21 protein-coding genes and 1 tRNA gene are annotated in these 25693 nt (G+C 65.4%); 14 read left to right on the forward strand and 8 right to left on the reverse strand.

Translation table 11 applies throughout. The features are described from left to right. Positions 1 to 52 precede the first annotated feature (52 nt). Entirely contained in the window at positions 53 to 1261 is a 1209-nt protein-coding gene (locus tag ASD34_RS19450) for a branched-chain amino acid ABC transporter substrate-binding protein (RefSeq protein ID WP_056580523.1), read from the forward strand. A 97-nt stretch (positions 1262 to 1358) separates the two neighbouring features. Here ASD34_RS19450 and ASD34_RS19455 read toward each other — a convergent pair whose 3' ends face one another. From ASD34_RS19455 to ASD34_RS19480, 6 genes are all read right to left on the reverse strand, one after another. Then, a complete protein-coding gene (locus tag ASD34_RS19455) occupies positions 1359 to 1748 on the reverse strand; it encodes a response regulator (protein WP_056580526.1) in 390 nt (129 codons plus the stop codon). Positions 1749 to 1851: 103 nt separating this feature from the next. After that, complete coding sequence (locus ASD34_RS19460) at positions 1852 to 2217, reverse strand: hypothetical protein (protein WP_056580529.1); 366 nt, start codon at positions 2215 to 2217, stop codon at positions 1852 to 1854. 286 nt (positions 2218 to 2503) lie between these two features. Beyond that, the gene (locus tag ASD34_RS19465) at positions 2504 to 3421 is read right to left on the reverse strand and encodes an SdiA-regulated domain-containing protein (protein ID WP_056580532.1); all 918 of its coding nucleotides are present in this window, start codon (positions 3419 to 3421) and stop codon (positions 2504 to 2506) included. 115 nt (positions 3422 to 3536) lie between these two features. Further along, positions 3537 to 3627 (reverse strand) — tRNA-Ser (locus tag ASD34_RS19470). A gap of 35 nt (positions 3628 to 3662) precedes the next feature. After that, on the reverse strand, positions 3663 to 4592 hold the full coding sequence (locus ASD34_RS19475; RefSeq protein ID WP_056580537.1) for an SPFH domain-containing protein: 930 nt from the start codon (positions 4590 to 4592) through the stop codon (positions 3663 to 3665). Positions 4593 to 4648: 56 nt separating this feature from the next. After that, positions 4649 to 5062, reverse strand: a complete 414-nt coding sequence (locus ASD34_RS19480) for an NfeD family protein (protein WP_056580540.1) — start codon at positions 5060 to 5062, stop codon at positions 4649 to 4651. Between the two features lie 215 nt (positions 5063 to 5277). Between ASD34_RS19480 and ASD34_RS19485 the strand changes: the two genes are divergently transcribed. Further along, the gene (locus ASD34_RS19485) at positions 5278 to 7590 is read left to right on the forward strand and encodes an arginine/lysine/ornithine decarboxylase (RefSeq protein ID WP_056580543.1); all 2313 of its coding nucleotides are present in this window, start codon (positions 5278 to 5280) and stop codon (positions 7588 to 7590) included. Positions 7591 to 7640: 50 nt separating this feature from the next. Here the strand turns inward: ASD34_RS19485 and ASD34_RS19490 are convergent, their stop codons facing one another. Then, entirely contained in the window at positions 7641 to 8489 is an 849-nt protein-coding gene (locus ASD34_RS19490; RefSeq protein WP_056580546.1) for a DNA ligase, read from the reverse strand. Between the two features lie 63 nt (positions 8490 to 8552). Continuing rightward, positions 8553 to 9335 carry an enoyl-ACP reductase FabI gene (gene fabI / locus ASD34_RS19495; RefSeq protein ID WP_056580549.1) on the reverse strand — a complete coding sequence of 261 codons (783 nt, stop codon included), beginning with the start codon at positions 9333 to 9335 and terminating at the stop codon, positions 8553 to 8555. Positions 9336 to 9372: 37 nt separating this feature from the next. On the opposite strand from fabI, the gene ASD34_RS19500 reads away from it, so the two are divergent. The 12 genes from ASD34_RS19500 to ASD34_RS19555 all read left to right on the forward strand — a co-directional run bounded on the left by ASD34_RS19500 (position 9373) and on the right by ASD34_RS19555 (position 25689). Beyond that, positions 9373 to 11205 carry an extracellular solute-binding protein gene (locus ASD34_RS19500; protein WP_056580553.1) on the forward strand — a complete coding sequence of 611 codons (1833 nt, stop codon included), beginning with the start codon at positions 9373 to 9375 and terminating at the stop codon, positions 11203 to 11205. A gap of 16 nt (positions 11206 to 11221) precedes the next feature. After that, on the forward strand, positions 11222 to 12235 hold the full coding sequence (locus ASD34_RS19505) for a microcin C ABC transporter permease YejB (RefSeq protein WP_056580557.1): 1014 nt from the start codon (positions 11222 to 11224) through the stop codon (positions 12233 to 12235). Next, entirely contained in the window at positions 12228 to 13271 is a 1044-nt protein-coding gene (locus ASD34_RS19510) for an ABC transporter permease (protein WP_056580559.1), read from the forward strand. Before ASD34_RS19505 ends, ASD34_RS19510 begins: the two co-directional genes overlap by 8 nt. Next, entirely contained in the window at positions 13268 to 14911 is a 1644-nt protein-coding gene (locus ASD34_RS19515) for an ABC transporter ATP-binding protein (RefSeq protein WP_056580561.1), read from the forward strand. Before ASD34_RS19510 ends, ASD34_RS19515 begins: the two co-directional genes overlap by 4 nt. A gap of 20 nt (positions 14912 to 14931) precedes the next feature. Beyond that, positions 14932 to 16143: a YbfB/YjiJ family MFS transporter gene (locus ASD34_RS19520; protein WP_056580564.1), complete on the forward strand. Its 1212-nt coding sequence runs from the start codon at positions 14932 to 14934 to the stop codon at positions 16141 to 16143. Positions 16144 to 16326: 183 nt separating this feature from the next. Continuing rightward, positions 16327 to 16956, forward strand: a complete 630-nt coding sequence (gene rimP, locus ASD34_RS19525; RefSeq protein WP_056580565.1) for a ribosome maturation factor RimP — start codon at positions 16327 to 16329, stop codon at positions 16954 to 16956. A 17-nt stretch (positions 16957 to 16973) separates the two neighbouring features. Further along, the gene (gene nusA / locus ASD34_RS19530; protein ID WP_056580568.1) at positions 16974 to 18458 is read left to right on the forward strand and encodes a transcription termination factor NusA; all 1485 of its coding nucleotides are present in this window, start codon (positions 16974 to 16976) and stop codon (positions 18456 to 18458) included. Between the two features lie 23 nt (positions 18459 to 18481). Then, entirely contained in the window at positions 18482 to 21472 is a 2991-nt protein-coding gene (infB, locus tag ASD34_RS19535) for a translation initiation factor IF-2 (RefSeq protein WP_056580571.1), read from the forward strand. 117 nt (positions 21473 to 21589) lie between these two features. Next, a complete protein-coding gene (rbfA, locus tag ASD34_RS19540) occupies positions 21590 to 21961 on the forward strand; it encodes a 30S ribosome-binding factor RbfA (protein WP_056580574.1) in 372 nt (123 codons plus the stop codon). Positions 21962 to 21963: 2 nt separating this feature from the next. After that, positions 21964 to 22920 (forward strand): tRNA pseudouridine(55) synthase TruB, encoded by a 957-nt coding sequence (gene truB, locus ASD34_RS19545; protein WP_056580577.1) that lies wholly within the window; start codon positions 21964 to 21966, stop codon positions 22918 to 22920. Continuing rightward, positions 22917 to 24755, forward strand: coding sequence for a translational GTPase TypA (gene typA, locus ASD34_RS19550; RefSeq protein WP_056580579.1), 1839 nt, complete (start codon positions 22917 to 22919; stop codon positions 24753 to 24755). The genes truB and typA overlap by 4 nt, the downstream gene beginning before the upstream one ends. A gap of 16 nt (positions 24756 to 24771) precedes the next feature. Then, entirely contained in the window at positions 24772 to 25689 is a 918-nt protein-coding gene (locus tag ASD34_RS19555; RefSeq protein ID WP_056580582.1) for a DMT family transporter, read from the forward strand. Positions 25690 to 25693 lie beyond the last annotated feature (4 nt).

Below are 25693 nucleotides of genomic sequence, written 5' to 3' on the forward strand. Positions count from 1 at the left end.
CGGATCGAACGACCGGTTTTTATATCTTTTCATCCAAGTTCTGGAGGTTCTCATGCAATTGAAATGGACTGCGGTCGCACTGGCTGCACTCACGCTCGTGGCTTGCGGCAAGAAAGAAGAAGCTGCTGCGCCGGCAGCGACGCCGGCACCCACGGCTGCGGCCCCGGCCCCTGCTGCACCTCCTGCCGATGCCCTGATCGTCAAGATCGGCCACGTCGGCCCGACCAGCGGTCCCATTGCGCACCTCGGCAAGGACAACGAGCTCGGTGCCAAGATGGCCATCGAAGACCTGAATGCCAAGGGCATGAAGATCGGCGACAAGGTCGCCAAGTTCGTGCTGGTTCCCGAAGACGACGCAGGCGATCCGAAGCAAGGCACGGCTGTTGCCCAGAAGCTGGTCGATGAAAAGGTCAACGGCATCGTCGGTCACCTGAACTCCGGCACCACCATCCCCGCTTCCAAGCTGTACAGCGACGCCGGCATTCCGCAGGTCTCGCCGTCGGCCACGAACCCCAAGTACACCCGCCAGGGCTTCAAGACCACGTTCCGCGTGGTGGCTGACGACACGCAGCTGGGCGGCACGCTGGGCAAGTACGCCGTCGAAACGCTCAAGGGCAAGAACATCGCCGTGATCGACGACCGCACGGCCTACGGCCAGGGCGTTGCCGAAGAGTTCGAGAAGGCAGCCAAGGCCGCCGGCGCGACCATCGTGGGCCACGAGTTCACCACCGACAAGTCGACCGACTTCAACGCCATCCTGACCAAGCTGAAGGCTTCCAAGCCCGACGTGCTGTTCTTCGGCGGCATGGACGCCGTGGGCGGCCCGATGCTCAAGCAGGTCAAGCAACTCGGCCTGAACGTCAAGTTCATGGGCGGCGACGGCCTGTGCACCGGCGAACTGCCGAAGCTGGCAGGCGATGCCATCGGTGAAGACATGGTGGTCTGCGCTGAAGCCGGCGGTGTCGACGGCGACTTCAAGCAGCCGCTGGAAGACTTCAAGGCCAAGTTCAAGACCAAGAACGGCGTCGAAGTGCAAATCTACGCACCGTACGTGTACGACGCGGTCAACGTGCTGGCTGAAGCCATGGCCAAGGCGGGCTCGTCGGACCCGGAAAAGTACCTGCCTGAAGTCGGCAAGGTGCAATACAAGGGCGTGACCGGCCCGATCGCCTTCGACGAAAAGGGCGACATCAAGAACGGTGCCCTGACGCTGTACACCTACAAGGGCGGCGTGCGCACGCAGATCGCCGTGGTGCGCTGATCGCGGCAATGCAAACGGCCCTGTGGGTCGTTCAATGAAAAAGGGCCCTCGGGCCCTTTTTTTCATGGGTGCGCGCAACCGCCGCGCCGGCGTGTGGTCAGAGCGCGGCCAGGCCCGAGGGACGATCGGCGTTGCAGTACTCGATGAAGGCATCGAGGTCGCGCGACTTGTCGAACACCGCGTCGGCGCCCAACGCCAGGCAGCGCGTGCGGATGTCCGAGGTGATGTAGTTGCTGAGCACCACGATGCGCTGGTCGGGGCGGCGGTCACGGCAGCCCGACAGCACGCCGAGGCCGGAGCCTTCCTTGAGGAACAGGTCGACGATCAGCAACTGCCAGGCGTCGGGGTGGGCGGCGAGCCAGGCGAGGGCGCCCGATTCGGTTTCGGCGTAACCGACGACATGGCCGTTGACGAGGTCCTCGAGCGCTGGGACCAGGTTGTCCCTGATGGTCTTGTTGTCCTCGACGAGGAACGTGATGAGGGCCATGCCGCGGATTTGTTCTGTGAACCAATAGCGTAGCGTGCCGCAAGCGGTCTCCGCGTAGGAGAAGGGAGAACGACGCACGTAAACCGTGCGGAAACAACGGCGATCAGCGCTTGTCCGGCTGCCCCTGGGTGCGGATGCGGGCCTTGAGCTTTTCGGCCTGCGCCTGGCTCTCGTCGCGCTCGGCGGTCACCTCCCGGCGCTTCTTGATCTCCTTGCTGAGTGCCTCATTCACCTCGGCCAGTTTCTCGGCCGACTGGGCGAGCTTTTCCTCGAGTTGGCTGGTGTGCTCGATGGCTTGCGCCACCTCGCCGACCTGGACTTCTTCAGGCAGTTCCTGTTCCAGCACCGTGCTCACGACGGCAAGGTCGTCCGAGGCGCTCTGCACATCGGCGGCCACCTCTTCGCTCTTTTTCAGGGTCTTGTTCAGCGTGGTGGTGCCGCGCGTCAAGGTGGGGGAAGGTCCGGCCATCGAGGCTCCTTTTGCGGCAGGCGAAGTGGGGTGGAATGCGGCGGTCAACGTGGCGCATCGTACCGCCAGATGGGGTCTTGTTCATCTTTGACAACAGTTGTTGGGCGGCAACAGGTTCGGCCGCCGTTCTACGGGCGAGGCGGCGACCTTCGGACTGGGCTGGCGGCGCGGTGCCGTCGTGGCAAGGCCAAATCCGAAGAGGCGCTGCAGATCGCCGGGTGTCATGGTGCCCGTGTGGCCAGCCAGGGAGAAGATGCCCGTCATGGCAAGGCGCAGGCAGGCCGCGTCAACGGCCTGGTGGATCGAAGCGGTAGAACAGGTTGGGTTCGGACAGCAGGTAGAGCTTGCCGTCGGGGCCGATCGCCGCGCCTTCGGGCTGCGGCACCTTGCGCTGCAGGCCATTGAACCCGCGCCACAGCGGCAGCATGCTGACGGGGCGGCCGTCCGACGCGTACTCCGCCACCAACGCCGATTCATCGCTGAGCAGCAGCAGATGGCCGGTCTCGTCGTGCACCGTGACCGAGGAGAGATCGCTCATGAACAGCGACGACGCGCGGGAGGATTTCCATTCGCTGATGTCGATGTTGAAGCCACTGGACGTCGCGGCCGCCGGGTCCAGCCCGGTGATCACGAGTACGCGCATCGGCAGTTTCTCGCGCACCACGTACAGGCGCTTGTGCACGCCGTCCCACGAGATGCCCTCGAAGCTGCTGTTGTGCAGCTTGTCGATCCCGATGCCCAGGCTCGGCGTGCCGGCCACCGACACCCGCTGCGTGCCGTGGCCGATCTGCACCCAGTGCATGCGATGGCTGCCTTCGTCCGAGATCACATAGCGGTCGTCGTGCAGGTAGGTGATGCCTTCGGGATCGTTCACGCCGTCGAGCGCGATGACGCGCAGCAGTCGGCCGTCCGTGGTGAGCTCCGCGATCTGCGGCGGACGGTTGATCACCGTGAAGAGGGTGCCGGTTTCCGTGTTGAAGGTCAGCCCCGAGGTGTTGCGCGTGAGGCCCTGGATCGGCATGCCCTCGATGGCGACCTGGTAGCCCGGCAGCCACAACGATGCACCTGCCCACTGCGATGCGCCCATCGTCGTGCTCAGCCAGTAGTAGCCGAGTGTCAGCACCTTGAAATACCAGACGATTAACGCGCCCAAGCCCAGAGCGACGGCGTAGAAGAGGGGCTTGCGGGACCTCGTGCGCGTCATGCGGTCGAGTCTTGAGCCTTCGAAGAGGGCGGAAGGGAAGGTGCGCCACCAGGGGACGCTGAAGGGCGGGGGCCAAAGAAAAACGGGGCACAAGGCCCCGTTTTCATGACTTCTCTGGCGGAGCAGGCGGGATTCGAACCCGCGGAGGGCTATTAACCCTCACACGCTTTCCAGGCGTGCGACTTAAACCGCTCATCCACCGCTCCTGAGCCCACGATTGTAGCGCGGGTTTTCAGCGGTTTCAGTTCGGGCCGGCGCTTTTGCCGGTTTGGATCATGCGCATGGCCGAGGAGATCAGCGCGGCCGTCTCGGTCATGTTGCTCGGCACGATGAGCGTGGTCTTCGAGTCGGCGGCGACCTTGCCGTAGGCATCGACGGCGCGCTCGGCCACCTTCAGCTGCACGGCCTGTTCGCCGCCCGGCTGGCGGATGGCGGCGGCCACGCGCTCGATGGCGTCCGCGGTGGCCGTGGCCACTGCGGTGATGGCCGCAGCCTCACCTTGCGCGTTGTTGATCTGCGCTTGCTTCTCGCCTTCGGAGCGGGCAATGAAGGCTTCGCGTTCGCCGGTGGCGATGTTGATCTGTTCCTGGCGACGGCCTTCCGAGGCCGCGATGAGCGCGCGCTTGCCGCGTTCAGCGGTGATCTGCGCCTGCATGGCCAGCAGAATTTCCTTCGGCGGCGTCAGGTCCTTGATTTCGTAGCGCAGCACCTTCACGCCCCAGTTGAGCGCGGCCTCGTCGATCGCGGCCACCACCTGGGCGTTGATGACGTCACGCTCTTCGAAGGTCTTGTCGAGCTCGAGCTTGCCGATCACGCTGCGCAGCGAGGTCTGTGCGAGTTGGGTCACGGCCACGATGTAGTTCGACGAGCCGTAGCTCGCGCGCATCGGGTCGGTCACCTGGAAGTACAGGATGCCGTCGACCTGCAGCTGCGTGTTGTCGCGCGTGATGCAGATCTGGCTGGGCACGTCGAGCGGGATTTCCTTCAGGCTGTGCTTGTAGGCCACGCGGTCGATGAACGGGATCAGGAAGTTCGGGCCGGGCGTCATGGTGCCGTGGTACTTGCCCAGGCGCTCGCGCACCCACGCGTTCTGCTGCGGCACGAACTTGACGGACTGGCTGATGAAAATGATCGCGATGACCAGAATGATGAGAGGAACGGAAAATTCCATGGTGTGCTTCCTTTTCGAATGCGTTGTTCTGACTGACTGACTGAATGATTGAACTGCTAGATCTTGTCGACCACGAGCCGGCTGCCGACCACCTCGACCACGCGGTGCTCGCCGGTGGAGGGCGCATGGCCCGCGCGCAGCACGACGGTCCATTGCGAGCCGCGGTAGCGCACGGTGGCGGTGCCGTCGGGGTTCCAGGCATCGACGAACACGCTCTCGCCGATGTCCAGGTTAAGGTCGCTGGAGGGCGCAGCCGGACGGTTGCGCCGGATGAGGTACCACGTCACGACCGAGCCCACGCCGACCACGGCGGCCACGAGCAACTGCGTGACGAGCCCGAAGCCCAGGTGCGCGGCGATGGCGGCGGCCGCGAAGCCCGTGGCCAGCAGCAGCAGGTACACCGTGCCGGACAACAACTCGGCCACGATGGCCGCTCCTGCGATCAGCCACCAGACGGTGGGATTTCCCATGGCAACTCCTCTCTTGTTTTGTTACTTGGACCGTCGCCATTCTGCGGCATGGCGCGCCATGCGCCTGTGTCGCGTAGGGGTATGGTGCCCGCTGGCGCGCCCCCGGCCGCATGCCCCGCGGGGCTTGCACGGGGCCGGCGCAATGCGTCATCCGAATTCCGTACACTTCGCGCCTCGCTCATTGCCTGTCTGACCGCCTGTCCGGAGCCCCGCTCATGAAATTTCGCTTTCCCATCGTCATCATCGACGAGGACTTCCGCTCCGAAAACACTTCGGGCCTCGGCATCCGCGCGCTCGCGCAGGCCTTCGAAAGCGAGGGCTTCGAGGTGCTGGGCGTCACGAGCTATGGCGACCTGAGCCAGTTCGCGCAGCAGCAAAGCCGCGCCAGCGCATTCATCCTGTCGATCGACGACGAGGAATTCTCGGTCGGCCCCGACCTCGACCCGGCCGTGCTGAGCCTGCGCAGCTTCATCGGCGAGGTGCGCCGCAAGAACGCCGACGTGCCGATCTACATCTACGGCGAGACCAAGACCTCGCGCCACATTCCGAACGACATCCTGCGCGAGCTGCATGGCTTCATCCACATGTTCGAGGACACCCCCGAATTCGTGGCGCGCCACATCATCCGCGAGGCCAAGAGCTACCTGGAAGGCGTGCAACCGCCGTTCTTCAAGGCGCTGATCGACTACGCCGAAGACGGTTCGTACTCATGGCACTGCCCGGGCCATTCGGGCGGTGTGGCGTTCCTGAAGAGCCCCGTGGGCCAGATGTTCCACCAGTTCTTCGGCGAGAACATGCTGCGCGCCGACGTCTGCAACGCGGTGGAAGAACTGGGCCAGCTGCTCGACCACACCGGCCCGGTGGCGGCGAGCGAACGCAATGCGGCGCGCATCTTCAATGCCGACCATTGCTTCTTCGTGACCAACGGCACGAGCACCAGCAACAAGATGGTCTGGCACCACACGGTGGCGCCCGACGACGTGGTGGTGGTCGACCGCAACTGCCACAAGTCGATCCTGCACGCGATCATCATGACGGGCGCGATTCCCGTCTTCATGAAGCCCACGCGCAACCACTTCGGCATCATCGGCCCCATTCCGAAGAGCGAGTTCGAGCAAAGCGCCATCAAGGCCAAGATCAAGGCCAACCCGCTGCTGGCCGACGTGGACCCGAACAAGGTCAAGCCGCGCGTGATGACGCTCACGCAGTCGACCTACGACGGCGTGATCTACAACACCGAGACCATCAAGAACATGCTCGACGGTTACGTCGACACCTTGCACTTCGATGAAGCCTGGCTGCCGCACGCCGCCTTCCACCCGTTCTACGGCGCCTACCACGCGATGGGCAAGCGCCGCGTGCGCCCGAAGGAATCGCTGGTGTTCGCCACGCAGTCGACGCACAAGCTGCTCGCCGGTATCAGCCAGGCCAGCCACGTGCTGGTGCAGGATTCGCAGAACCGTGCGCTCGACCGCGACCTGTTCAACGAGGCCTATCTGATGCACTCGTCGACCAGCCCGCAGTACGCAATCATCGCGAGCTGCGACGTGGCCGCCGCCATGATGGAGCCGCCCGGCGGCACCGCGCTGGTGGAAGAAAGCATCCTGGAAGCGCTGGACTTCCGCCGCGCCATGCGCAAGGTCGAGGAAGAGTTCGGCAAGGACGAGTGGTGGTTCAAGGTCTGGGGCCCCGAGAAGCTCGTCGACGAAGGCATCGGCCGCGCCGAAGACTGGATCATGACGGGCGAGAAGAACGGCAAGCCGGGCAAGACCAGAAGCAAGAGCAGCAAGTCGCCGCGCAACTGGCACGGCTTCGGCGAACTGGCCGACGGCTTCAACATGCTCGACCCGATCAAGTCGACCATCGTCACGCCGGGCCTCGATCTCGAGGGCAACTTTGCCGAGACCGGCATCCCCGCCAGCGTGGTGACCAAGTTCCTCGCCGAGCACGGCGTGATCGTGGAGAAGACGGGCCTGTACAGCTTCTTCATCATGTTCACCATCGGCATCACCAAGGGCCGCTGGAACACGCTGCTCACGGCGCTGCAGCAGTTCAAGGACGACTACGCGCGCAACCAGCCGATGTGGCGCATCCTGCCCGAGTTCTGCCAGCAGCACCCGGGCTACGAGCGCCTGGGCCTGCGCGACCTGTGCCAGCACATCCACCAGCTGTACGCGCGCTACGACGTGGCTCGCCTCACGACCGAGATGTACCTGAGCGACCTGACGCCGGCCATGAAGCCCAGCGACGCCTTCGCCCACATTGCGCATCGCAAGACCGAGCGCGTGGAGATCGACGAGCTCGAAGGCCGCATTACCACCAGCCTGATCACGCCGTACCCGCCGGGCATTCCGCTGCTGATCCCTGGCGAAGTGTTCAACAAGAAGATCGTCGACTACCTGAAGTTCTCGCGCGAGTTCAACCTGCAATGCCCGGGTTTCGAGACCGACATCCACGGCCTGGTGGCGCGCATCGACGAGACGGGCAAGAAGCGCTACTACGCGGACTGCGTGCGCCGGGTCAGCTGATCGAGCGACGTGCCCCGTGAAATGTAGGGGCACGGCCCGCGAAGGCTGGTCTAGCCTTCGCGCACGCGCATGAAGCGCGCGAACTTCGGCAACCCGCTCGGGTGCGTGCCGTTGTAGCGGTAGGTCACCAGGCTGCCGATCGGCGGCGGGTGGTCGCGTTCGGCGTCGGTCAGGCCGGTGCCGAGCCGAAAGCGCAGGCCGCCCGGCATCTCGACCATCAACGCGCCGAGCCGGCCGTGGTGCTTGCCCTTGCCGGGCAGGTGCGCCACCACGCGGGCCTCCGCGTCTTCGAAGGGCTTGACCTTGAGCAGGTCGTTGTTGCGCTCTGCGCGGTACATCGACGTGCCCCGGTGCAGCATCAGGCCTTCGCCGCCCATCTTCACAGTCTTGTCGAGGAGCGCCTGCAGGTCCTCGTGCGTGGTCACGGGCTGCTGCGGTACGGCCACGACCCACGGGGCGTCAGTGATTGGCAGCAGTTTGCGCAATGCTGCGAGGCGGGTGTTGAAGTCGCCGCCCTGGGCCGGGAGGTCAAACACCATGAAGCGGATCTCCTGCCAGGCGGCGTCGTTGGGCGTCTGGCTGCGAACGGTCGACAGCGCGTGATTGAAGCGCCCGCGCCCGGCCCACAGTTCGCCGTCGAGCGGCTGCCTGGGCAGCGAGGCGGTGAACCAGATCGGTGCCACGACGGGCTCTCCACCACGCGTCCAGAGTTTCTGGCCGTCCCAGTAGCCGCGCAGGCCGTCGAACTTCTCGCTGACCCAATAGCCCGCGAGCGACATGCCGGGGCGATACACCTCGGCCAGCATCAGGGCAGGCGCGGCCGCGCGCGCGAAGGTGGCATGGCCGAAGAGGGCCGTGCCCAGTCCCGCGAGCAGGAGAAGGGAGCGTCGATTCAACACGGTGTTGCGCTGGAAGTGATGGCTGTTGGCGCCCGCTCGGCGGACTGTGCGAACGGGTACGAATTACTCCGCCATGCCTCCGACCACGTTGCTGAAGCCGCCGTCGACGTAGGTGATCTCGGCGGTCACGCCGCTGGCGAGGTCGCTCAGCAGGAAGGCGGCCACGTTGCCGACTTCCTCGATGGTCACGTTGCGGCCGATGGGCGATGCGTCGGCCACGGCCGCGAGCATCTTGCCGAAGCCCTTGATGCCGCTGGCGGCGAGCGTCTTGATCGGGCCGGCGCTGATGCCGTTCACGCGCATGCCCTTCGGTCCGAGCGACGCGGCGGTGTAGCGCACCGAAGCTTCGAGCGAGGCCTTGGCCAGGCCCATGGTGTTGTAGTTGGGCAGCGCGCGCGCGGCGCCCAGGTAAGTCAGCGTGAGCAGGGCCGACTTGGCGTTGAGGTAGGGCAGGGCCGCCTTGGCCATGGCCGGGAAGCTGTACGCACTGATGTCGTGCGCGATCTTGAAGCCTTCGCGCGAGAGGCCGTCCAGGAAGTCGCCGGAGATCGATTCGCGCGTGGCGAAGCCGATGCTGTGCACGAAGCCGTCGAAGGTGGGCCAGGTCTGGGCGAGGTCGGCGAAGAGCTTGTCGATCTGCGCGTCGTCGCTCACGTCGCAGTCGAAAATGAGTTTCGAGCCGAAGTCTGCGGCATATTCGGTGATACGGTCCTTGAATCGCTCGCCGACGTAGCTGAAGGCGAGTTCCGCGCCCTGGTCGTGACAGGCCTTGGCAATGCCATATGCAATGGAGCGATTGCTCAACACACCGGTGATCAACAGTTTCTTGCCGGAAAGAAAGCCCATGAAGTTGCCTCGTGAAAATCTTGGGCAGAATTCTCGCATGCGAGGTTGGCTGCTCTGGATGTTGGCGCTCCTGGCGCTGCCCTCGTGGGCGGCGCACGGGCTGGGCATGGGTTACGAACCCAAGTACCCGGCGTCGTTCACGCACTTCGACTACGTGAACCCCAGCGCACCGAAGGGCGGCGACCTCACGTTGTCGGCCGCCGGCGGCTTCGACAAGCTCAACCCCTTCACCCTGCGCGGCGTGCCGCCGGTGGGCATGGGCTACAGCGCCAATGGCTTCGTGTTTTCCGAGTACGGCCTGCTCTTCGACTCGCTGACGACGCCGAGCGAAGACGAGCCTTTCTCGCAGTACGGCCTGCTGGCCGAAGACATCCAGCTGGCGCCCGATCGCCTGAGCGTCACGTTCCGCTTGAACCCCAAGGCGCGGTTCTCCGACGGCTCGCCGGTGCTGGCGCAAGACGTGAAGTACTCCTTCGACACCCTGCGCAGCAAGGCGGCGGGGCCGACCTTCCGATCGTACTGGGCCGACATCAAGGAAGCCGTGGTGACGGGCGAGCGCACGATCCGCTTCGACTTCGTGCGCCAGAACGCCGAGCTGCACATGATCATCGGCGGGTTGCCGGTGTTCTCCCGCGCCTGGGGCAAGGGCAAGCCTTTCGACCAGATCGTGACCGAGCCGCCCATTGCGAGCGGGCCGTATGTCGTGGACAAGGTCGACTATGGCAAGTTCATCTCGTACCGCCGCCGCCCGGACTACTGGGCCGCCAACCTGCCCGTGCGCAAGGGGATGTTCAACTACGACACGGTGTCGTACCAGTACTTCAAGGACGCGCTCGGCGAGGAAGAGTCGCTCAAGGCCGGCGCGCTCGACGCGATGGAAGAGCGCTCCATCATCGCGTGGGTGCGCCGCTACAAGGGCCGCCGCTTCGACTCCGGCGAACTGGTCAAGGAAGAGATCGATCACCGCCGCTTCACCGGCATGCAGGGCCTGGCGCCGAACCTGCGGCAGCCCCGCTTTGCCGACATGCGCGTGCGCAGGGCGCTGGCGCTGGCCTTCGACTTCGACTGGCTCAACGCCCACCTGTTCTATGGGCGCCGCGGGCGCACGCAAAGCTATTTCCAGAACAGCGACGACCTCATGGCGCAGCCCGTGATCAGTGCCGAGGAGCAGGCGCTGATCGACAAGCTCAAGAACAGGCAGCGCTACATCGACAACACGAAGGGCGAACTGCCGCGTCCCGACAGCAGCGGCGACACCGCCGACGGCCTGCGGCGCAACCTCGTGAAGGCGCAGGCGTTGCTGAAGGATGCCGGCTGGACCTACCGCGACGGCGCGTTGCGCGACAAGGCCGGCGCGCCGTTCGTGATCACCATCGACATCGCCGACCGCAGCTCCAATGTGGTGTTGGCGCCGTATGCGCGCAACCTCGGCAAGCTGGGCATTCGCCTGGAGTACCGCCTGCGCGACCCGAGCCTGTTGAAGAAGAAGCTGGACGACTTCGATTTCGACATGGCCATCAGCCTCGTGGGTGGGTCGTCGAGCCCGGGCAACGAGCTGTACGACGACTTCGGCTCGAAATCGGCGAGCGAGAAGGGCAGCCAGAACCTGAGCGGCATCAGCGACCCCGTGGTCGACGAGATTGTCGAGGTGATCGTCAACAGCCACGACCGCGCCTCGCTTGCGGCGGCTGCGCGGCTGCTGGACCGCTACTTGCTCCACCAGCACTACATGACCCCGATGTACTACGGCAAGCAGTATTTCATTGCCCACAAGCGAAAGCTGCGCCGACCGGACGCGCCCCTGCCGCAGCGCCTGCTGGCAGGCTCGGCGATGCTGACGATGTGGTGGATCGACCCGAGCGCCAAGTAAGAGAACAAGAACACGCATGGCCGCCTACCTGATCCGACGCCTCCTGCTGATCGTTCCCACGCTGTTCGGCGTGCTGCTGCTCAATTTCGCCATCGTGCAGTTCGTGCCGGGTGGACCGGCCGAGCAATTGCTCTCGCAACTCACCAACAAGGAGAACCGCATCTCGGGCGGCCCCACCGGCCGCACGCTCGACGCCAAGCAGGTGGCCGAGATCAAGGCGCTCTACGGCTTCGACAAGCCGGCCCCCGAGCGCTTCTGGCAGATGCTCAAGCAGTTCGCCCGCTTCGACCTGGGCAAGAGCTTCTTCCAGAGCAAGGACGTGTGGCAGCTCATCAAGGAGAAGCTGCCGGTGTCGATCAGCCTGGGGCTGTGGACCTTCTTCATCAGCTACCTCATCGCGGTGCCGCTGGGCGTGGCCAAGGCCGTGCGCGCGGGCTCGCGCTTCGACTTCTTCACGACGCTGCTGGTGCTCGTCGGCTACGCCATCCCGGGCTTCGTGCTGGGCGTGGCGCTGCTGGTGATCTTCGGCGGCCAGCTGCAGTGGTTTCCGCTGCGCGGGCTGACCTCGCCGAACTGGGAGTCACTGAGCTGGGGCGCCCGCATCGTCGACTACCTGTGGCACATCACCTTGCCGGTGACGGCCATGGTGCTGGGCAGCTTCGCGATCACCGCGATGCTCACCAAGAACTCGTTCCTCGAGGAAATCCGCAAGCAGTACGTGCTGACGGCGCGGGCCAAGGGGCTGACAGAGCGGCAGGTGCTGTGGAAGCACGTGTTCCGCAACGCGCTGATCCCGATCATCACGGGCTTTCCGACAGCCTTCATTGGCGCCTTCTTCTCGGGCGCGCTGCTCATCGAGACGCTGTTCTCGCTCGACGGCATGGGACTGCTCAGCTACGAAAGCGTGCTGCGGCGCGACTACCCGGTGTTCCTGGGCACGCTTTATCTGTTCACGTTGATCGGGCTGGTGACCAAGCTCATCTCCGATCTTTGCTACGTCTGGGTCGATCCGAGGGTGAAGTTTGACTGAAGCCGCCGCCGTGTCCGTGAGCCCCGGGCGCCGTGCCTGGCGGCGTTTCCGCCGCAACCCGCTGGGGTTCTGGAGCCTCGTCGTCTTCTCGACGCTGGTGGTGCTGAGCCTGTTCGCCGAAGTGCTCTCTACCGACAAGCCGCTGGTGGTGCGTTATGAAGGCCAGACCTATTTCCCCGTGCTGCGCGACTATTCGGAGAAGACCTTCGGCGGCGATTTCGAATCGCCGGCCGACTACCTCGACCCCTTCATCGAGCAGCGCATCACTCAGGGCGACAACTGGGCGGTCTATGCGCCCAACCGCTACGGCCCGGCCACGCTCAACTATTTCTCGAAGCCGCCGAACCCCGCTGCGCCCTCGCACGAGAACCTGCTGGGCACCGACGAGCGCGGACGCGACCTGCTGGCCCAGCTGATCTACGGCTTTCGCGTGAGCGTGCTGTTCGCGCTGGCGCTCACGGTGGTCGGCGTGGTGCTGGGCATCGCGACCGGCGCCGTGCAGGGCTTCTTCGGCGGCAAGATCGACCTGACTTTTCAGCGCCTGATCGAGATCTGGAGCGCGATGCCCGAGCTGTACCTGCTGATCATCTTCAGCGCGATCTTCACGCCGAGCGTGTCACTGCTGCTGATTCTTCTGAGCCTGTTCGGCTGGATGGGGTTGTCGGATTACGTGCGCGCCGAGTTCCTGCGCAACCGCCAGATGGATTACGTGCGCGCCGCGCGCGCGCTGGGCGTGGGCAATCTGCAGATCATGTGGCGCCACATCCTGCCCAACAGCATGGTGCCGGTCGTCACCTTCCTGCCGTTTCGCATGAGCGCGGCGATCCTGGCGCTGACTTCGCTCGACTTCCTCGGCCTGGGCGTTCCGCCCGGCACGCCGTCGCTCGGCGAACTGCTGAGCCAGGGCAAGGGGAACATCGACGCCTGGTGGATTTCTCTGTCCACCTTCTGCGTGCTGGTCGTCACGCTGATGCTGCTGACCTTCATGGGCGACGCGCTGCGCGATGCGCTCGACCCCCGGAAGGCCGACAAATGACGACGAGGCGCGACACGACGAACAACGAGCCCTTGCTCGACGTGAAGGGGCTGCGCGTCGCCTTCGGCGGCAAGCCGGTGGTGCATGGCATCGACCTGCAGATCGCGGCGGGCGAAAAGCTTGCACTGGTCGGCGAGTCGGGCTCGGGCAAGACCGTCACGGCGCTGTCGTTGCTGCGGCTGGTGCAGAACGCCGACCTTGCGGGGGTGGCGACCCTGTCGGGTTCGCAGGACCAGCCCGGTGCGCGCGATCTGCTGTCGATTCCGGAGCGCGAGCTGCGCGGCATCCGCGGCAAGGAGATCGCGATGATCTTCCAGGAGCCGATGACCGCGCTCAACGCGCTCTACACCGTGGGTGACCAGATCGCCGAAGTGCTCGAGTTGCACGAAGGGCTGTCGGCCCGCGCCGCGCAAGAGGCGGCCGTGCAGCTGTTAGCTGACACCGGCATCCCCGAGCCGGCGCGGCGGGCGAGGGCGTTTCCGCACCAGCTGTCGGGCGGGCAGCGCCAGCGCGCCATGATCGCGATGGCGCTGGCCTGCAAGCCGCGCCTGCTGCTGGCCGATGAGCCGACCACGGCGCTCGATGTCACGGTGCGTGCGCAGATCCTCGAGCTGCTGGCCGACCTGCAGCGCAAGCACGGCATGGCCGTGCTGCTCATTACCCACGACCTGAACCTGGTGCGCCGTTTTGCCGACCGCGTGGCGGTGATGGAGCGCGGCCACATCGTCGAACACGGCCCGGTCGACGCCGTGTTCAAGGCCCCCCAACACGCGTACACCCGCAAGCTGATCGACAGCCATCCGGCGCGCGACGTGGCCGAGGTTGCAGCCGATGGCGCCGCGGCGCCGGTGCTCGAAGCGCGGGCATTGCGCGTGAGCTATCCCGTGTCGCGTCCTGGTTTTGCGGGCTGGTTCCGCAAGGGCGAGTTCGTCGCCGTGCAGGGCGCCGATTTCCGGATCGCGCCGGGCGAAACGCTGGGGGTGGTCGGCGAATCGGGCTCGGGCAAGTCGACGCTGGCGCTGGCCGCGCTCGGCCTGCTCAAGCACGGTGGCGAGCTGCAGGTGACGGGGAAGGGCTGGGCGGTGGACCGCGCGTCCGACCTGGCGTTGCGCCGAACGATGCAGGTGGTGTTCCAGGACCCGTTCTCGTCGCTCTCGCCGCGCATGACGGTCGAGCAGATCGTGGGCGAGGGGCTGCGCGTGCACGCGCCCGAGCTCGACGCCGCCGCCCGCCGGGCGCGCGCGCTCATGGCGCTGGCCGACGTGGGACTGAGCGAGGCGCAATTTCCCGCGCTGCTCGACCGCTATCCGCACGAGTTCTCGGGCGGGCAGCGCCAGCGGCTGGCGATCGCCCGGGCGCTGATCGTCGACCCACGGCTGTTGGTGCTCGACGAGCCCACCAGTGCGCTCGACGTGACCATCCAGAAGCAGGTGCTCGGCCTGCTTCAGCGGCTGCAGCGCGAACGGGGGCTGAGCTACCTGCTGATCACGCACGACGTCGAGGTGATCCGCGCGATGGCGCACCAGGTCATCGTGATGAAGGACGGCGCGATCCTCGAATCCGGCCCGGCCCTGCGCGTCCTCGACGCCCCTGAACATCCCTACACACAGAAGCTGGTCGCTGCGGCCTTGCTGGAATAAAAACACGGAGATTGCAATAAATGTCGGGAATCGGACACGACCGGCGCGGCGCGTGGCGCGCGGCGCTGGCCTGCATGGTCACGCTGGCGGTGGCCATGGGCCTGGGGCGCTTCGCCTTCACGCCCATGCTGCCCATCATGCTGAGCGAGGGAAAGCTCGAACTGGCCGGCGGCGGCCTGCTGGCCTCTCTCAATTACCTGGGCTACTTCTTCGGGGCGGTCAGTTGCGCGGCCATCGGCATCAAGGCATCGAGCATGGTGCGCGGCGGCCTGCTGGCCACGGCGGTGCTGCTGGTCGGCATGGGACTGCTGCACAGCTTCATTGGATGGGGCGTGCTGCGCGCGGCGGCCGGCGTGATGAGCGCCTGGGTCTTCGTGTTCGCCTCAGGCTGGGGGCTGCGCCGGTTGGCCGAGACGAACGCGCCCACGCTGGCCGGTGTGATCTACACCGGGCCGGGCATCGGAATCGCCATGACCGGCCTGCTGGGTGGCGCGCTCGGCCGTTGGGGTTCGGAGGCGGGCTGGATCGGCCTCGGGCTGCTGGCCGTGGTGCTGATCGCTGCGATCTGGCGGGTGTTCGATGACGGCGAGCGGGCGGGGGCGGTCGCAGGTGGGGCAGCGGCCAGTCCGGCCGCCGCGACGGGCGGCGCTTCGGGATCGGCTTCGGCCCGCGTTGACGCGATCTGGCTGGTCGCGCTCTATGGGCTGGCAGGCTTTGGTTACATCATCACTGCCACCTTCCTGCCAGTGATCGCCCGGCAGGCATTGCCCGGATCGCCATGGCCGGATTTCTTCTGGCCGCTGTTCGGCGCGGCCATCATTCCCGGCGCATTGATCGGCGCCCGTGCCCCGGTGCACTGGGACAACAGGTTGCTGCTGGCCGCCGCCTATGCCTTGCAGGCCCTCGGCGTCGTGTTTTCGGTGGTCTGGCCGACCATTGCGGGTTTTGCAATTGGTAGCCTGTTGCTCGGGATGCCTTTCACCGCCATCACGCTTTTCGCCATGCGGGAGGCGCGCCGGCTGCGTGGCAATGCGGCGGCCGGGCTGATCGGCTATGCCACGGCGTCCTATGGCGTGGGGCAGATCGTCGGGCCTTTGTTTGCCGCGCCGCTGGCGCAGCGCACGGGCTCTTTCCAGCTGCCTTTGCTGGTGGCTGCGGCCGCATTGGCGCTGGGCGCGGTGCTGTTTGCCGTGGTCTGGTCGAAATACCGCCGCTCTGCGTCGCTTGAATAGCGATGCCCTTCATTTATGCACGCGAATAGCATATAATTCGAGGCTCACGACCAAACGGGCGGGTACCAACCGCCCGTTTTTTTTGGTCTATGCATTCTCAAGCAGCAATTATTTGGCGTCGTGGCATCCGTGGTGGGCGGGCGCTGCGGCTTGGGTATTGATTCAGAAGGCGCTTTCAAACACGTGGCATTGCAGCAAACAGTAGAACAAACCGTGGCCGGTCTCGGCTACGACCTGGTCGAGGTCGAGCGCTCGGCCGGTGGATTGCTGCGCGTGACGATTGATTTGCCCTGGACGCCCCCCACCTCCGAAGCTGTGGCGGCCGGTGTGCCCGAGCCCTTCGTGACGGTGGAAGACTGCGAAAAGGTCACGCGCCAGCTGCAATTCGCGCTGGAAGTCGATGCGGTCGATTACAAGCGGCTCGAGGTCTCCTCGCCCGGTATCGATCGCCCCTTGCGCAATGAGCAGGATTTCGAGCGATTCGTGGGCGCGGTGATCGACATCACCCTCAAGGCGCCCATGGGGGCTGCCGCGGCAGGCCAGGTGTCGGCCACGCGAAAGAAGTTTCGCGGCACGCTGGAGCGTGCCGAAAGCGGTTTGGGCTGGCAGGTCGTCTGGAGCGACGAGCCCAAGGCCAAGCCCGGGCAAAAAGTGAGCAAGAAGCGCGCGCCTGCACCGTTGCATGCGCTGGGTTTCGTATTGGACGAGCTGCGCGACGCGCGGCTGGCGCCAATCGTGGACTTCAAGGGCCGCAAGGCCAAAACCCAACCGGGTTTTTCAGATATTGACGACGGAACGAGTGTTCCGGACTGAACAAGAGGAGTGGTGGCATGAATCGCGAAATGTTGATGTTGGTGGATGCGATCTCGCGCGAGAAGAACGTCGAGCGCGACGTGGTCTTCGGCGCAGTCGAATCCGCTCTGGCGCAAGCCACCAAGAAGCTCCATCAGGGTGACGTGGATATCCGCGTGGCGGTCGATCGCGACAGCGGCGACTACGAAACTTTCCGCCGCTGGCACGTCGTTCCCGATGAAGCCGGCCTGCAACTGCCTGACCAGGAGATCCTGCTCTTCGAGGCTCGGGAAGAGATGCCCGACATCGAGGTCGACGAATACATCGAGGAATCCGTCGATTCGGTGCCGATCGGCCGCATCGGTGCCATGGCCGCCAAGCAGGTCATCCTGCAGAAGATCCGTGACGCCGAGCGCGAGATGCTGCTCAACGACTTCATGTCGCGCGGCGACAAGATCTTCGTGGGCACCGTCAAGCGCCTGGACAAGGGCGACATCATCGTGGAAGCCGGGCGCGTCGAAGGCCGCCTGCGCCGCAGCGAAATGATCGCCAAGGAAAACCTGCGCAACGGCGATCGCGTGCGGGCCATGATCATGGAGGTCGACCTGACGCTGCGCGGCGCGCCGATCATCCTGTCGCGCTCGGCTCCCGAGTTCATGGTCGAGCTGTTCCGCCAGGAAGTGCCCGAGATCGAGCAAGGCCTGCTCGAGATCAAGAGCTGCGCCCGCGACCCCGGTTCGCGCGCCAAGATCGCCGTGCTCTCGCATGACAAGCGTGTCGACCCGATCGGCACCTGCGTCGGCGTGCGCGGCACCCGCGTCAACGCCGTCACGAACGAACTCGCCGGCGAGCGCGTGGACATCGTGCTGTGGAGCGAAGACCCGGCCCAGTTCGTGATCGGCGCCCTGGCGCCGGCGAACGTGTCGTCGATCGTGGTCGACGAAGAAAAGCACGCCATGGACGTGGTGGTCGACGAGGAAAACCTTGCGATCGCCATCGGCCGCGGCGGCCAGAACGTGCGCCTGGCTTCCGACCTCACGGGTTGGAAGATCAACATCATGGACGCCAACGAGTCGGCCCAGAAGCAGGCCGTCGAGACCGATGCCAGCCGCAAGCTCTTCATGGAAAAGCTCGACGTCGACGAGGAAATCGCCGACATCCTGATTTCGGAAGGTTTCAACAGCCTCGAAGAAGTGGCCTACGTGCCGATTTCCGAGATGCTTGAGATCGAGGCCTTCGACGAAGACACCATCAATGAGCTGCGTGCCCGTGCAAAGGATGCGCTGCTGACCATGGAAATCGCCAAGGAAGAAGGTGTCGAGACCGTTTCGCAGAACCTGCGCGACCTCGAAGGCCTCAATCCCGACCTGATTCCGCAGCTGGCTGAAGCGGGTGTGAACACCCGTGACGACCTGGCCGACCTCGCGGTCGATGAACTCACCGAAATCACCGGCCTGAGCGCCGATGACGCCAAAGCCCTCATCTTGAAAGCCCGCGAACATTGGTTCGCCGGCCAAGAGTGACGGTATGGAGGCACGAAAGCAATATGTCCAGTACCACTGTCGCCGAGTTCGCGAACGAGCTCAAGAAGACTCCCGAAACCTTGCTTGACCAGCTCAAGAGCGCAGGCGTGCCCAAAGCGGCCGCCACCGATGCACTCACGGAGGCCGACAAGCAGCGCTTGCTCGGCTTCCTGAAGGCCAGCCACGGCACGGCCGAGCCTGAGCGCAAGAAGATCACGCTGACCAAGAAGTCGACCAGCGAGATCAAGCAGGCCGACGCCACCGGTCGCGCCCGCACCATCCAGGTCGAAGTGCGCAAGAAGCGCACCTTCATCCAGCGCGATGAAGGCCATCCGGCTACGCCCGAAGGCTCGCAACAGCAGGCGGCAGAAACGTCCGCTGTGCCGAGCGCACCTCACATCGACGAAGCCGAACTGGCCCGTCGCGAGGAAGACGCACGCCGCCAGGCCGAGCTGATCCGTCGCCAGGAAGAAGAGCTGGCCGAGAAGCGTCGCCAGCGCGAAGAAACCGAAGCCCGCGAACGCGAACAAGCCGAAAAGGCCGAGCGCGCTGAACAGGCCGAGCAGGAAGCTGCGCGCCTCAACGCCGAGAAGAAGGCTGCTGAAGCCGCTGCTGCATCCGCCAAGGAAGCCGCGAAGCAGCCGGTGGCAGCCCCGGCTGCGCCGGCCGCCGTTGCTGCCGCTGCCGCCGCCGCGGAAACCGCTGCTGCTGCCGAAAAGCAGGCGGCCGACACCAAGCTGGCCGCACAGAACGCCGCCACGCAAGCCAAGGAAGACGCCAAGGCCAAGGCCGCCGCTGAATCGAAGGCCCGTGCCGACGAAGAGGCTGCCCGCGCCAAGGACCTCGACGAGCGCCGCCGCAAGGCCCTTGCCGAAGCCGAGGCCATCCGCGCCATGATGAACGCACCGGCCCGCGTGCTGGTGCCGCACAAGGCGCCCGAGAAGCCGCAACCCGAAAAGTCGGCGGTCAAGGGCACGCTGCACAAGCCGGCCACGCCACCCGCACGTCCTGGCGCGCCTGCCGCGGCAGGCGCTGCAGCAGCACCCGGCGCCGCGGGCGCAGGCAAGGAAGTCAAGTCCGCCAAGCTCTCGTCGAGCTGGGCCGGCGATCCTGCCAAGAAGAAGGAAATCAAGACCCGCGGCGACGCCAGTGGCGGTGTCGGTCGCGGCAACTGGCGCGGAGGTCCGCGTGGCCGTCGCGGCAACGACCGTGGCAGCCATGACGAGCAGCACGCACCGGCCGCACCGGTCGAGGCGCGCATCCTGGAAGTGCACGTGCCCGAGACCATCACGGTCGCCGAGCTCGCGCACAAGATGGCTGTGAAGGCACAGGAAGTCATCAAGCAGCTGATGAAGCTGGGCATGATGGCAACCATCAACCAGTCGCTCGATCAGGACACCGCGATGATCATCGTGGAGGAAATGGGCCACAACGCGGTGGTTGCCGCGCTGGACGACCCGGAAGCCTTCACCGACGAGGACGTGTCGGCGCAACAGGCCGAAGCCCTGCCGCGCGCACCGGTTGTGACCGTCATGGGTCACGTCGACCACGGCAAGACCTCGCTGCTGGACTACATCCGTCGCGCCAAGGTCGCCGCGGGCGAAGCCGGCGGCATCACGCAGCACATCGGTGCGTACCACGTCGAAACCGAACGCGGCATGGTGTCGTTCCTCGACACGCCGGGTCACGAGGCGTTCACCGCCATGCGTGCCCGCGGTGCGCAGGCCACCGACATCGTGATCCTGGTGGTGGCGGCCGACGACGGCGTCATGCCCCAGACCAAGGAAGCCATCAAGCACGCGAAGGCAGCGGGTGTGCCGATCGTGGTTGCGATCAACAAGGTGGACAAGCCCGACGCCAACCTGGACCGCGTGAAGCAGGAACTGGTGGCCGAAGAGGTCGTGCCCGAAGAGTACGGCGGCGACGTGCCGTTCGTGCCGGTGTCGGCCAAGACCGGCCAGGGCATCGACGACCTGCTCGAGCAGGTGCTGCTGCAGGCTGAAGTGCTGGAACTCAAGGCGCCGGTGGATGCCGCCGCCAAGGGCCTGGTCATCGAAGCGCAGCTCGACAAGGGCCGCGGCCCGGTCGCGACCGTGCTGGTGCAATCCGGCACGCTCAAGACCGGCGACGTGGTGCTGGCCGGCTCGACCTATGGCCGCGTGCGCGCCATGCTGGACGAAGACGGCAAGGCCACCAAGTCGGCAGGTCCGTCGATCCCGGTCGAAATCCAGGGTCTGACCGAAGTGCCGCAGGCCGGCGACGAGTTCATGGTGATGGCCGACGAGCGCCGTGCGCGCGAAATCGCCACGTACCGCGCGGGCAAGTTCCGCAACACCAAGCTGGCCAAGGCGCAAGCCGCGAACCTGCAGAACATGTTCACCGACCTGTCGGCCGGCGAGGTGCAGACGCTGCGCATCATCATCAAGGCCGACGTGCAGGGCTCGCAGGAAGCACTGGCCCAGTCGCTGCTCAAGCTGGCGACCGAAGAAGTCAAGGTGCAGATCGTGTACGCCGGCGTCGGCGGCATCAGCGAAAGCGACATCAACCTCGCGATCGCGTCGAAGGCGGTGGTCATCGGCTTCAACGTGCGGGCCGATGCCGGTGCGCGCAAGCTGGCCGAAGGCAATGGCGTGCAGCTGAACTACTACAGCATCATTTACGACGCCGTCGACGAGATCAAGGTCGCGATGTCGGGCATGCTGGCACCGGAGCGCCGCGAAGAGATCATCGGCTCGGCCGAGATCCGCACGGTGTTCGTGGCTTCGAAGATCGGCACCGTGGCCGGCTCGTACGTCACTTCGGGCTCGGTCAACCGCAGCGCGCATTTCCGCCTGCTGCGCGACAACGTGGTGATCTACACCGGCGAAGTCGACTCGATCAAGCGCATGAAGGACGATGTCCGCGAAGTCCGCGAAGGTTTCGAGTGCGGTATCAAGCTCAAGAACTACAACGACATCAAAGAGGGCGATCAGCTCGAGTTCTTCGAAATCAAGGAGATCGCGCGTACGTTGTAACGCGCGCCGCGATATCGAACTCATTGCCGCGTTGCAGCCGTCTTGCCGTACTGAAGTACTGCCTGCGACGGCGCGCCTTGCACTGAGTCCGATCTCGCGACGCTAGTGATTGATCAAATGCCCAAAAGAAAAGCTGCCACTCCCAACCGTGCGTTCAAGGTCGCCGACCAGATCCAGCGCGATCTGACGGAACTGATCGCGCGCGAGTTGAAGGACCCGCGCGTGGGCATGGTCACGATCCAGGCGGTCGAGGTCACGCCCGACTATGCGCATGCGAAGGTTTTCTTCAGCCTGCTCACGGGCGACGTGGCCGAGACCACCGAAGCGCTGAACCAGGCCGCGGGCTTCCTGCGCAACGGCCTGTTCAAGCGCCTGCACATCCACACCGTGCCGACGCTGCACTTCCTGTTCGACCGCACCACCGAGCGTGCGGCCGACATGAATGCGCTCATCGCACAGGCCGTTGCTTCGCGCTCGAAAGACGACTAGCGATGAACGCGCCACGCACACGGGTGCAGCGGCGCCCTGTGCATGGGGTGTTGCTGCTCGACAAGCCGCTGGGGTTTTCCAGCAACCAGGCCTTGCAAAAGGCCAAGTGGTTGCTGCGCGCCGAAAAGGCGGGCCATACCGGCACGCTCGATCCGCTCGCCACCGGCGTGCTGCCGCTGTGTTTCGGCGCCGCCACCAAATTCAGTCAACTGCACCTGGACGCCGACAAGACCTACGAGGCGATCGCGCGCCTGGGCATCAAGACGTCCACCGGTGACGCCGAGGGCGAGGTGATCGCCGAGCGCCCGGTGCAGGTTTCGCCCGCAGACCTGGCCCGCGTCGAGGCCCAATTCACCGGCCCGATCCGCCAGGTGCCGCCGATGCACAGCGCACTCAAGAAAGACGGCAAGGCGCTGTACGAGTACGCGCGCGAAGGCATCGACATCGAGCGCGCGCCGCGCGACGTCGTCATTCACCAGCTCACGCTGACGCAACTGGACGCGACCAGCATCCGCATCGTTGCGAGCGTGAGCAAGGGCACCTACATTCGCACCCTGGGCGAAGACATCGGCGAGGCGTTGGGCTGCGGCGCGCACCTGAGCTCGCTGCGCCGCACCGCCACGGGCGGTTTCGGGCAGGCGCAGTGCGTCACCATCGAAGCGCTCGAAGCCATGACCGAAGACGAGCGCCTGGCACGCCTGTTGCCTCCCGAAGCGCTGGTCGACGGCCACAGCCGCGTCACGCTCGCCGCCGAAGATGCGGCACGTTTTCTTTCGGGCCTGCGCCGCCGTGGCGGCTGGGCCGATGCCGAGGCGGTGGCCGTGTTCGGCACCGACCCGCAGGCGTTCCTGGGCACCGCCCACGTGAGCGCCGGCGAACTGATCCCGGGGCGCTTGCTGAACCCCATCGAAATTCAGCAAATTCTTTTGAACGCACCACAGACCGAAGCGACACCATGAGTACCAAGCAAATCCGCAATATCGCCATCATTGCCCACGTGGACCATGGCAAGACCACCATGGTCGACCAGCTGCTGCGCCAGTCGGGCACCTTCGCCGAGCACGAGAAGGTCGTCGACACGGTGATGGACAACAACGCCATCGAAAAGGAACGTGGCATCACGATCCTGGCCAAGAACTGCGCCGTGACCTGGGAAGGCACGCACATCAACATCGTCGACACCCCGGGCCACGCGGACTTCGGCGGTGAAGTGGAGCGCGCGCTGTCGATGGTCGACGGCGTGGTGCTGCTGATCGACGCGCAGGAAGGCCCGATGCCGCAGACGCGCTTCGTGACCAAGAAGGCGCTGGCCCTGGGCCTGAAGCCGATCCTGGTCGTGAACAAGGTCGACAAGCCGGGCGCCAACCCCGACAAGGTCGTCAACGCCGCTTTCGACCTGTTCGACAAGCTCGGCGCGACCGACGAACAGCTCGACTTCCCCGTGGTGTACGCCTCGGGCATCAATGGCTGGTCGTCGCTCGAAGAAGGCGCACCGGGCGAGCAGTGGGGCCCCGACATGTCGGCCCTGTTCAACACCATCCTGAAGCACGTGCCGTCGCAAAAGGGTGACCCGAACGCACCGCTGCAGCTGCAGATTTCCGCGCTCGACTTCTCGACCTTCGTCGGCCGCATCGGCGTGGGCCGCATCAGCCAGGGCACGCTCAAGCCCATGTCGGACGTGCTGGTCATGGAAGGTCCGGATGGCAAGACCATCAAGGGCCGCGTCAACCAGGTGCTGACCTTCCAGGGCCTGGACCGCGTGCAATCGACCGAAGCCGGCCCCGGCGAAATCGTGCTGATCAACGGCATTGCCGACATCGGCATCGGCGTCACCGTGACCGACAAGGACAACCCGGCGCCGCTGCCCATGCTCAAGGTCGACGAACCGACCCTGACCATGAACTTCTGCGTGAACACGAGCCCGCTGGCCGGCCGCGAAGGCAAGTTCGTGACCAGCCGCCAGATCTGGGACCGTCTGCAAAAGGAACTGCAGCACAACGTGGCGCTGCGCGTGAACGAGACCGACGAGGAAGGCATCTTCGAAGTCATGGGCCGCGGCGAACTGCACCTGACCATCCTGCTGGAAAACATGCGCCGCGAAGGCTATGAGATGGCTGTGTCCAAGCCGCGTGTGGTGTTCCGCACCATCAACGGCGAAAAGCACGAGCCTATCGAAATGGTCACGGCCGACATCGAAGAAGGCCACCAGGGCGGCGTGATGCAGGCACTGGGCGAGCGCAAGGGCGAGCTGGTCAACATGGAACCGGACGGCCGTGGCCGCGTGCGCCTGGAGTACCGCATTCCGGCGCGCGGCCTGATCGGCTTCACGAACGAATTCCTGAACCTGACGCGCGGCTCGGGCCTCATCAGCAACATCTTCGACAGCTACGAGCCGCACAAGGGCGACATCGGCGGCCGCAAGAACGGCGTGCTGATCTCGATGGACGACGGTGAAATCTTCACCTACGCGCTGGGCAAGCTGGACGACCGCGGCCGCATGTTCGTGAAGGCGAACGATCCGGTGTACGAAGGCATGATCGTGGGCATCCACAGCCGCGACAACGACCTCGTCGTGAACGCCACGCGCACCAAGCAGCTGACCAACTTCCGCGTGAGCGGCAAGGAAGACGCGATCAAGATCACGCCCCCGATCGACCTCACGCTGGAATACGGGGTCGAGTTCATCGAGGACGACGAGCTGGTCGAAATCACGCCCAAGAGCGTGCGCCTGCGCAAGCGCTTCCTGAAGGAAAGCGACCGCAAGCGCGCCGGCCGCGACACGTCGCAAGGCTGATCGCCTTCGATCGGCCATGCGCCTGACGCACGGCGCCGCAGTCGGGCTGATGGCCGTCGTGACCCTCATGTGGGGCACGGCGGGCGTCGTCACGCGGCACCTGGCGCAGGCGCACAGTTTCGAGATCACCTTCTGGCGCAGCTTCTTCACGATGCTGGCGCTGCTGGTGATCTTGCCGCTTTGGAGGGGGCGGGCGGTGTTCTGGCTGTTGCGCCACGGCGGGGTGCCGCTCTGGATCTCCGGCGTGTGCTGGTCCGTGATGTTCACGGCCTTCATGGTGGCGCTGACCCTGACCTCCACCGCGAGCGTGCTGGTCACGATGTCGCTCGGGCCGCTCTTCACTGCACTTGCTGCACGCCTTTTCATCGGCCACAGGTTGCCCGCGCGCACCTGGGCGGCCATCCTGGTCGCCGGGCTGGGCATTGGCTGGATGTACGGCACGCAACTGCTGGGCGGCAGTGGTGGTTCGCTCATTGGCACGCTGGTGGCGCTGTGCGTGCCGCTGGCAGGCGCGACCCAATGGACGGTGGTCCAGCATGCGCACGCCAAGGGACATGATGTTGATCTCGTGCCCGCGGTGTTGATCGGCGCGACTATTTCCGCTCTCGTCACGTTGCCGCTGGCCTGGCCGTTCCGCGCGGGCCTGCACGACCTGGGCCTGCTGGCGTTCCTGGGCGTCTTTCAGCTGGCGATTCCCTGCGTGCTCTCGGTTCTGTGCGCGCAGGTGCTCAAGGCGCCCGAGGTGGCGTTGCTGGCGCTGCTCGAGGTGATCTTCGGCATCGCGCTGGCCTGGCTCGGTGCGGGCGAGACGCCCGCGGCCCCTGTGCTGACCGGCGGTGTGCTCGTGATCGGGGCGTTGGTGTTCAACGAACTGCTCGCGCTGCGCGGACGTCGCACCACGTTGGCGGACAGCGCGCTACCGGGCGCGCACTGAGCCG

Origin of the sequence: Variovorax sp. Root473 (assembly GCF_001426505.1) — a bacterium.
Lineage (GTDB): Bacteria > Pseudomonadota > Gammaproteobacteria > Burkholderiales > Burkholderiaceae_C > Variovorax.

What these genes read in the sequence shown, in the direction of transcription:
- rbfA (WP_056580574.1), top strand. Translation starts at nt 21,590, where the DNA reads ATGCCCAAAAGAAAAGCTGCCACTCCCAACCGTGCGTTCAAGGTCGCC.
- ASD34_RS19505 (WP_056580557.1), top strand. Translation starts at nt 11,222, where the DNA reads ATGGCCGCCTACCTGATCCGACGCCTCCTGCTGATCGTTCCCACGCTG.
- truB (WP_056580577.1), top strand. Translation starts at nt 21,964, where the DNA reads ATGAACGCGCCACGCACACGGGTGCAGCGGCGCCCTGTGCATGGGGTG.
- ASD34_RS19515 (WP_056580561.1), top strand. Translation starts at nt 13,268, where the DNA reads ATGACGACGAGGCGCGACACGACGAACAACGAGCCCTTGCTCGACGTG.
- ASD34_RS19475 (WP_056580537.1), bottom strand. Translation starts at nt 4,592, where the DNA reads ATGGAATTTTCCGTTCCTCTCATCATTCTGGTCATCGCGATCATTTTC.
- fabI (WP_056580549.1), bottom strand. Translation starts at nt 9,335, where the DNA reads ATGGGCTTTCTTTCCGGCAAGAAACTGTTGATCACCGGTGTGTTGAGC.
- ASD34_RS19520 (WP_056580564.1), top strand. Translation starts at nt 14,932, where the DNA reads ATGTCGGGAATCGGACACGACCGGCGCGGCGCGTGGCGCGCGGCGCTG.
- typA (WP_056580579.1), top strand. Translation starts at nt 22,917, where the DNA reads ATGAGTACCAAGCAAATCCGCAATATCGCCATCATTGCCCACGTGGAC.
- ASD34_RS19455 (WP_056580526.1), bottom strand. Translation starts at nt 1,748, where the DNA reads ATGGCCCTCATCACGTTCCTCGTCGAGGACAACAAGACCATCAGGGAC.
- infB (WP_056580571.1), top strand. Translation starts at nt 18,482, where the DNA reads ATGTCCAGTACCACTGTCGCCGAGTTCGCGAACGAGCTCAAGAAGACT.
- ASD34_RS19450 (WP_056580523.1), top strand. Translation starts at nt 53, where the DNA reads ATGCAATTGAAATGGACTGCGGTCGCACTGGCTGCACTCACGCTCGTG.
- ASD34_RS19460 (WP_056580529.1), bottom strand. Translation starts at nt 2,217, where the DNA reads ATGGCCGGACCTTCCCCCACCTTGACGCGCGGCACCACCACGCTGAAC.
- ASD34_RS19555 (WP_056580582.1), top strand. Translation starts at nt 24,772, where the DNA reads ATGCGCCTGACGCACGGCGCCGCAGTCGGGCTGATGGCCGTCGTGACC.
- nusA (WP_056580568.1), top strand. Translation starts at nt 16,974, where the DNA reads ATGAATCGCGAAATGTTGATGTTGGTGGATGCGATCTCGCGCGAGAAG.
- ASD34_RS19485 (WP_056580543.1), top strand. Translation starts at nt 5,278, where the DNA reads ATGAAATTTCGCTTTCCCATCGTCATCATCGACGAGGACTTCCGCTCC.
- ASD34_RS19500 (WP_056580553.1), top strand. Translation starts at nt 9,373, where the DNA reads ATGCGAGGTTGGCTGCTCTGGATGTTGGCGCTCCTGGCGCTGCCCTCG.
- ASD34_RS19465 (WP_056580532.1), bottom strand. Translation starts at nt 3,421, where the DNA reads ATGACGCGCACGAGGTCCCGCAAGCCCCTCTTCTACGCCGTCGCTCTG.
- ASD34_RS19480 (WP_056580540.1), bottom strand. Translation starts at nt 5,062, where the DNA reads ATGGGAAATCCCACCGTCTGGTGGCTGATCGCAGGAGCGGCCATCGTG.